Source organism: Puniceicoccales bacterium (assembly GCA_031255005.1).
Taxonomy (GTDB): domain Bacteria; phylum Verrucomicrobiota; class Verrucomicrobiia; order Opitutales; family LL51; genus JAIRTH01.
In genome coordinates this window covers 1-7942 of the sequence record JAIRTH010000012.1, presented here as the reverse complement: position 1 = coordinate 7942, position 7942 = coordinate 1, and the positions used below count along the sequence as shown (strand labels likewise).

Annotated in this window: 7 protein-coding genes; 5 read left to right on the top strand and 2 right to left on the bottom strand. The window is 37.8% G+C overall.

What is annotated here, in order from left to right; all coding sequences use genetic code 11:
• Nucleotides 1-342 precede the first annotated feature (342 nt).
• From LBH49_01485 to LBH49_01470, 4 genes are all read left to right on the top strand, one after another.
• Nucleotides 343-1002, top strand: a complete 660-nt coding sequence (locus LBH49_01485; protein MDR0351300.1) for a hypothetical protein — start codon at nt 343-345, stop codon at nt 1000-1002.
• Between the two features lie 11 nt (nt 1003-1013).
• Nucleotides 1014-1484: a hypothetical protein gene (locus tag LBH49_01480; protein MDR0351299.1), complete on the top strand. Its 471-nt coding sequence runs from the start codon at nt 1014-1016 to the stop codon at nt 1482-1484.
• 222 nt (nt 1485-1706) lie between these two features.
• On the top strand, nt 1707-3395 hold the full coding sequence (locus LBH49_01475; protein MDR0351298.1) for a 30S ribosomal protein S1: 1689 nt from the start codon (nt 1707-1709) through the stop codon (nt 3393-3395).
• Between the two features lie 135 nt (nt 3396-3530).
• Nucleotides 3531-3701 (top strand): hypothetical protein, encoded by a 171-nt coding sequence (locus tag LBH49_01470; GenBank protein MDR0351297.1) that lies wholly within the window; start codon nt 3531-3533, stop codon nt 3699-3701.
• A gap of 18 nt (nt 3702-3719) precedes the next feature.
• On the opposite strand, the gene LBH49_01465 is transcribed toward LBH49_01470, so the two are convergent.
• Nucleotides 3720-6479 carry a hypothetical protein gene (locus LBH49_01465; protein ID MDR0351296.1) on the bottom strand — a complete coding sequence of 920 codons (2760 nt, stop codon included), beginning with the start codon at nt 6477-6479 and terminating at the stop codon, nt 3720-3722.
• Nucleotides 6480-6633: 154 nt separating this feature from the next.
• Here LBH49_01465 and LBH49_01460 point away from each other — a divergent pair, with 154 nt between their 5' ends.
• Nucleotides 6634-6996 carry a hypothetical protein gene (locus tag LBH49_01460; GenBank protein ID MDR0351295.1) on the top strand — a complete coding sequence of 121 codons (363 nt, stop codon included), beginning with the start codon at nt 6634-6636 and terminating at the stop codon, nt 6994-6996.
• Here LBH49_01460 and LBH49_01455 read toward each other — a convergent pair whose 3' ends face one another.
• Nucleotides 6997-7467, bottom strand: a complete 471-nt coding sequence (locus LBH49_01455) for a hypothetical protein (GenBank protein MDR0351294.1) — start codon at nt 7465-7467, stop codon at nt 6997-6999.
• Between the last annotated feature and the right edge of the window lie 475 nt (nt 7468-7942).

Below are 7942 nucleotides of genomic sequence, written 5' to 3'. Positions count from 1 at the left end.
ATGAAGGGTTTGGGATGTGAAATTTGGCCAGACTCAGAAGCAGAATCAAAGGTAAATTTCTCTTGATTTAGATAAGGAAAGGTCGAAAAATTATCCACGGCAGTCGGCTTCCTGGGATGAATATAAAATAAATGACGAAATCATCATGGCCCCTAGATGGTTAGGGATATAGGACTCCTTTGGACTTAGAAAAGATCAGTTAATCCAAAGTTTCCTTGCCAAGGAGAAGAAAAATCACAAAATAAAAGGTGCTAACTCTTCTGGAATTACTGAAGTAATTGCATAGCAAATGTCAATGATTTTAAGAAGGTATTGTTGTAAAATTATAAATAGGAGGATATTATGAGCATAAATGGAGGTAGCTATGGATTCCAAGACTCGCGTATTCAAGACCCGCATATTTCTAGCAAAAGAAAAGAACTTCGTGATAAAAAAGAAATCACGATAGGCGACGCTAAAGTACAAATTGAAAAAAAGAGTAATGGATTACAAAATATAATTAACAGAGTCTTAAATAAAAATTTCGGAGAAAGGTATAAGATAAATGCAGATAACTTTAACTCTATATCAGGAAGAAATTGTAATGTACTGAGCAGAAAGCAGGTGACAAAATGCGGAAAGATTGAAAAAAAAATTGAGGAAGGTAAAGCCCTTACTGGAAAAGAAGTAGCAACTCTTATGAAATATGAAGCGGAAATTGAAATAAATAAGAAAAATGAAATAAATAAGAAAAACGAAGTAAATAAGAAAAATGAAGTAAATAGGAAAAACGAAGTAAATGGGAAAAACGAAGTAAATGGGAAAAATGAAGTAAATGGGAAAAACGAAGTAAATAGGAAAAACGAAAATAATGCTGAAATGAAGTTTACCGAGGCAAAAGATTTATATGGTAAATTCAAAACCGAATTCAATTTTGAAGAAATGATATCGGAACCTATGGTAGTAGATAAAACCAAACAACCCGAAGATACTTCCATATCATGGAATAAATTGGGGGTGTAGGTCCAAAATGTATGAACAACTATTGTAAATTTTATAAGGAAAAAGTAAGTACTGATTCTTTTGAATATGTTGCAGAACGCAATAGAAAAAATATAGATGCCAAATGCGAGGGAGGTACTCAATCTTCAGGAGAAAACCCTTCATTAGAAAATGAAGAAATTTCATTAAAATTGGATATACTAGAACTTAGGATGCGGTACTGTATGAATGATCTAAAGGGAATAGAAGAAAAGCTAAATAGTATATCCAGTAATACAATTAAGGGTCAGGATGAATTTAAAGCAATGAAAGTCGAAATTGATCACTGTCTTGATATTTTGAAAACCTTTTGTGATGAAATTATAAGTAAACGGAGTGATGGGGTATATAATGAAGAGATATATGGTAAAGATGTATATAAGGCTGCAATATATACGGAATGGCATTGCGGAGAGTATTTTAATGTGAAAATGGAAAATGTGGACAAATTATTTGACCAATGATGAGACTACCTACGGTGAGTTTTCTTATAAAAAATAAAAATTGTTCGGAAATGGAACCTCGGATTGAAAAGTATCCATCGCTCAATGGCCGTTGCTAAGGTTTCATGGCGAATTGATATAATTCTACTTGCCTAGGCCAGATAAAATGTAATATCGAAAATCCAGAGTTTCCATGGTCAGTAGCCTGGACTCTATGTTATTAACAATTAACCAGTTTTTATTATGTCTAGCGTAATGGAGTCTCTTTTAATAAGTAATCCAGTTAAAGAATTAAGCGAAAAAAGTGTCGTAGATGCACTAATCACATCCATAGGCGATGATTTCGTCTATGTCGACATCGGTACAAAAACCGATGGCAGGATCCCGATATCAGAATTTAGCGATATCAGTGATGTGGAAGTCGGTTCGAAAATAGAGGTTTTTTTGGAAAAACTTGAAGATAAATTTGGTTTGCCGGTCGTTTCCTATGACAAGGCCCAGCAAAAAAGAAATTGGGAGGTTATCGTAGAAAATTGTACTGAAGGTTCGGTGGTCTCTGGCAAAATAAAGTCGAAAACCAAAGGTGGCTTGATTGTCAATATAGGCGTCGATGCTTTCCTTCCGGGTTCGCAAATTGATGTGCAGGCTCCAAGAAATTTAGAGCAGTATATTGGTCAAACTCATGATTTCAAAATAGTTAAGATAAATCAAGAAAGAAAAAATGTGATCGTTTCTCGTCGTGAGCTGATCGAGGAAGAACGCCATGAAAAGCGTCAGAAGGTTCTGGATAATATCAATGTGGGTGATATATGTCGTGGTGTGGTGAAGAACATAACGGATTATGGTGTGTTTGTCGATCTAGATGGTCTTGATGGACTGTTACATATAAAAGATGTATCCTGGGGCAGAGTTTCTCATCCCGAGGATGTGGTTTCCGTAGGAGAAGAGGTAAGTGTAATGGTTTTGGACATCGATAAGGGGCGCGAAAGAGTTTCATTAGGTATGAAGCAGGCGGCTCCAAATCCTTGGGAAAATATAGAGGCCAAGTATCCCATTGGGTCAAAGGTTTCTGGCAAAGTGGTCAATTTGGTGCCCTATGGAGCATTTGTGGAATTGGAACAGGGCGTGGAAGGCCTAATTCACATTGCAGAAATGTCCTGGACGAAACGCATAAATAAGCCCAGTGAAATCATGAAGGTGGGCGATATAATTTCGGCAGTGGTGGTGGGCATAGAGAAAGATAATCAGAGGATTGCTCTTGGTATCAGGCAGTTAGAAGAAAATCCATGGGAAATGGTCAGGCATAACTATCCCATTGGAGCTCGGGTGAGAGGAGCCGTCCGCAATCTGACCAATTATGGTGCCTTTGTGGAGTTGGAGGAAGGGATTGATGGCATGGTTCATGTGTCTGATATAAGCTGGACGAGGAAGATAAATCATCCGAATGATGTGCTGAAAAAAGGCGATATGGTGGATGCGGTTGTCATTAATGTGGACATGGACAAGCATGAGATTGCGTTGGGTATCAAACAGTTAGAAAAAGATCCATGGGAAACCATAGACGAGATATTCCAGATTGGTAGTTTGGTTACTGGCAAAGTCAACAAGATTACTGCCTATGGGGCATTTGTTGAGTTACATAGCGGAATAGATGGTTTTGTCCATATAAGTCAGGTGGCCGAAGAGCGCGTTGAGAAAGTGAAGGATGTGCTCCAGGTGGGCCATGAGGTTTCATCCAGGGTTATCAAAATTGATAAAAATGAACGGAGGATTGGATTATCAGTGAAGGCAGCGAATTACGATGCAAGTGAATTGGAGGCCGAGTTGAGAGCCTATGAAAAGATTCATAATAATAAGGATTTTGCGAATCTCAGCGAAGCCTTTGATAGATTTGAGATGGAATCCGATACTGAAGGAGATGGTATTCTATGATATTTATATTTATACACTAGTGTGACATCCATGTGTCTTATTTTACTATTTTATCATATTTTTGTTGCATTGGTGGCTGATAGTAATATGTTATTGCCACCCGAATGATGGGAAAATAAAAGGAGTTTGTATATTATGAAAAGAAGTAGATTCATTGTTTTATTGACTGTTTTAATGTTTCAAGTGGCTGGTTCCTCTTGCATGCTCTTTAGCTATCCGAGCTTAGCGTCGGTTAGAGTTAATGAGGATTTCGACGAGGATTTCTATAGTGAATCCGATGAAGAGGATGATGACGATTCTGAATAATCGTATATGCATCTGCAATCATTGATTTTTGGGCAAATGGTCAAAATCAGAGCTGCTTTTCAAAAGGGCAGCTCTTTTATTTATTATGTCAGTGGCTATGGGTAGGATGGAGATCTGTTTGTGATTGATGCCGAGGAATTTTCCATATTTTTGCTGGCCAAATAAGCCGTAGATGGCGATATTTTTTATTATTCTGATAACATGCTCATGGGTTATGTTTGAGAAGTCGTTGAGAGAATGAATGTTGCTGTCGGCATGTTCTTCAAAAAAATCTTCTTTTACCATGGCAATGCTTAGATTTTTACAGCCTCGGGATCGCAGAGCTAGGGCGTATAGTATTAATTGCAAACCACTTAGATTAATTTCGCCCGAACGGTCGTCGATTTTTCCAAATTTGGCAGGTGTCAGCGGATTATCGATGCCAGTTTTATAGTCGATGATGATATTTTCGCAGGAATTTTCCGGGTCAGGAAAATTTGGTGAAGAGGTGATGATCATGTCCACTCTGCCTTTGGCGGTTATGGTAAGTGCCTCGGAGACAACGATGGGGCCCGATATGGGATATTCGCTAAAAAACCATTTCCCTTCGCCAATTTTCGAGATATGGTCGGCCAGGTTCATGGCGACCTGGAGGCTTTCTTGGAATATATTTTCACAGAGCGGTGATGGGTGGCCAATGGTCGTTTTAATCTTGTTATGTATTCCAAATAGTTTGGCCTCGAGGATGCTATGAAACACATTCTGGGTTGGTATTTTTTGAGGTTTTCTTTTAGCAAAGCTAAAATCCAGCAGATTATGAATTAGAGTTCCCCGGATGCGTTGAATTGTAACTGCATCTGCTTCAAAACGTTGTATGCTTTTTATCCCTAATATTGTTTCATTCCAGACATCGACCGGATGGGTTATTGCCCGTTCGATGGCTTTGCAAGAGATGGAAAAAGTACCCATCTGCTTCTGATCCAACGAGTAATCGTAGTCGCCAAATTTAATGGCTTCGTTTCGGCGCAGAGCATGGATGCGCTTGAATTCATCGATTTGCTTCGGTGATGGTTTTGGTTGCTGGCTGTGGATCCTGCCAAGGTATGACTTGGCTGTATCACCGGGCGGTATTTCCTGGTTATCTTCGAAGATATGTATTGGCGTGGAACTAGTTAGGGTATTTTTTTTGTGATCTGTTATAAAAATATTTGGCGATAGGTTGCAGAGATTGTCGAGGAAATGTCTCTTTCTGTCGATGGCCATTTTAGAGGTTGTTATTTTTTTATCTGTCGAAGTTATTTTGCCTTTTATTTCATCGCTGAGGAAAATATTTTCAGATTGACTGAGCCAGGTTTCTTCGTTTGCTGACAGAACGAATAGGTGCGAGAATGTATATTTTTCGGCCTGTTGGTTGGAGAGTAGCCATATTTTGGAGTTATTTTGGCAGTGGGTGGAAATTTTATGCCTTTTGTCCAGTATGGCTCCTTTTAGCCTGGTGCAAAAGTTAGCTCTACTGATTGGTGTTTTGAAAGCCATTGCTACTTCAACATTTTCCGAGGCAATGATTTTTGGGAAAATTTTTTCTGTTAATTTAAAAAACTCAAAAAAAGTTGCGTGGCATGGTAACAACGGATATTTTTTGAAAAGTGACACAGACTTTGATGCTTCATCCAGACCTATGAATGCTAGCAATTTTGTACAATTTTTTTCCAATGTATTGTCGAATGCCTTGGAAAATTCGTCCAGTATTTTATTGAAGTCATCGAATTCAAGTATGTGATTTATAAGTAGTTGCCTCATGAAAGTTAACAATGATGGCGGTGTTAACTTTTCTTGAAATGTTGCCCAGGCATATAAAATTAATTGGTTTTGGGTGGCCGGGAGGAATTTAGATGATGGGTCATAATAGGCGATGCCTTTGGATGACAGAATGTTGGCAATAATGTTTAGACTAAGGCAATTATGGTACGGTGCCACCAGGCCGATATGGGCCATCTTTTTAGACTGTATAATTTTTTCAATTTCATCGAGAATGAAGGATGCTTCGGCGAATTGTGTTTCGGTGTGTGTAATTTTTACATTTTGCAAAAAAATCTCATTGGCTGAGTATAGGTATTCTGCTTCGCCGAAAAGCTTTTCCAGCGGTTCGAGTGAGAAAAATTCCGCGTCACTGCACTCATCATATAGGCAGTAGAAAGCCGAATTTATTGCCAGTGATTGCAGGGCGCTGATGGCCGCTAGTTTATCAATGTGTAGCGATGAAAAACCATAAAACATCATCAGCTGGAACATCTTACGGTTGTTGTTGGCCATATGACTAATTTGGTCATTTAGATGGTCATTGGCTGTGAAAATGTTGTATTTTTTCATTGCAGTCTGGAGGGCCTGGGCGGCGGCAGTGAATCTTTGGTTGTTGAAGATGGAGAAATTACAATTCGCCTGTGTAATATCGTCGATGGCTTCCAAAAATTCATAGATGTTTGATCTGAGTAGAGTTTTTTCGCTGCTCGCAGGCATGGTTTCAACCATCTGTTGGCAAATCATGGCCAGGTCCTTTTTGGTTGCAGGCTTTCTACTTAATGCTGGTTGAACTTTTTCTATTAACATTTTTAGCGTAAAGAAGTTGCAGTTCAATGCCGCAGTGTCACTTTCCATGAGTTTCATTTTTATTAAATCCATATCGACGACATCTGGTGTAACGATGGCCGTTGGCAGGCTATTAAATGGGTCGATGGCCTGTAAATTTTCACGAAATTTGTGAAATATTTTCGTCGGAGAGTCTGATAAAAATAGAGCCATAGCAGTTTGTCATATGGTTAATATATTGACTAGCAAGTGCTTCCGTGATATTTTATTGGGGATATATATAAAATTTTCATTGTGTATTGCCTCGATTTGCTAATGCTATCAATGGTGGATAATCGATGGGAATTTCAAAACAAAAGAACCCATTATGAAACAAATTACATTTAGCGATCAGAGTTTAAATGAATTCAGTAAATTGGATAAATTAATTCAATTAAAACTTCTTGACAAGATCGGTGAAGTTTGCGATGGTAACATTCCGTTGGGCAAAAGTGCGACAATAGGAAGGTTTCGAAGGGAAGGCACAGACATTTATAGATGTAGAATCGACGATTTAAGAATCTACTTTGAAGTCATTGATGAAGATGTAATATATTGTCGGTATATTCTTGGCGAACATACACTTAATGATTTTCTATACAGGTTTTGCCTGCCGGTTACGGATGAGCAGCTTACCGAGGGCAGTGGTTCTTTTTGGAAATATTTAGAAAGCTTTGTGAATAAAAAATAGCTATGGCAGTGCATTCAGGATGTCTTGCAATATATTGGCCATGGATTGCAAGCTACCATTTTCATCTCTTAATATGACGCGCAGAGTTGACTTACTATTTTCGCCGAGAAGATGAGATGTGGGGCTTATGAGTAGCTCAAGAAGTGGTAGAAGCCGGACGAGATTGCTTTGGACATGCATTAGGTCTAGTTTTTGATCGAAATTTATACTAGCTGTGCCGCCGTTGCTTTTTATTAAAAACATAGCTCCCTGGATATTGTCTGCTATTGAAAGAATTTCGTTGCGAAGTGTATCAATGTTAACATTTTGGTTCATGATCATATCGCGGATCAAATTTGTGCTATTTTGTACATGTTCAGCTGCTTTTTCCGTTGATATGGATGTGTTCAATGGTTGTTGATTTGTATTGCCATAGGAACCACGGACTTTATTTGGCTCCCAGTAATTATTTCCCTTAATTCCATCTACCATAATAGATTTTATTATATTCAATGTATCCAAAATGTCAAATTTTTACTGCTCTTTAAAATTTTTCATACCCCATAGAAGTTTATAAAGATTTTTCTCAGCGGTACCTAAATCGGCAGTATATATATTAATTAGATTATGCATAATCACAGATGTTGTACTGGGAAATTTCTCAAATTTTTCCATAATATAACCGTATATTTTATCATTCATTTTTTCTAATTTTTAAGGTCGCTATCTTTTGAGTTTTAAGATGTTCAATGTGACCATGACGGATGTTGCCTAATTAATATGTGATTGATCCGTATCTTTATAGCCATGTATATGGAGATTTTATAAAATATGGATGTCAGGTTTTCTTTGATAATTTTAGTTGACGGAAGTTTATTTTTTTATAAAGCGCCAATGCGGTTAATATGAATCGCCGAGCGATGGATGCATTTATTTACTCTATTGTCATTGTTAAATCTACTGTATT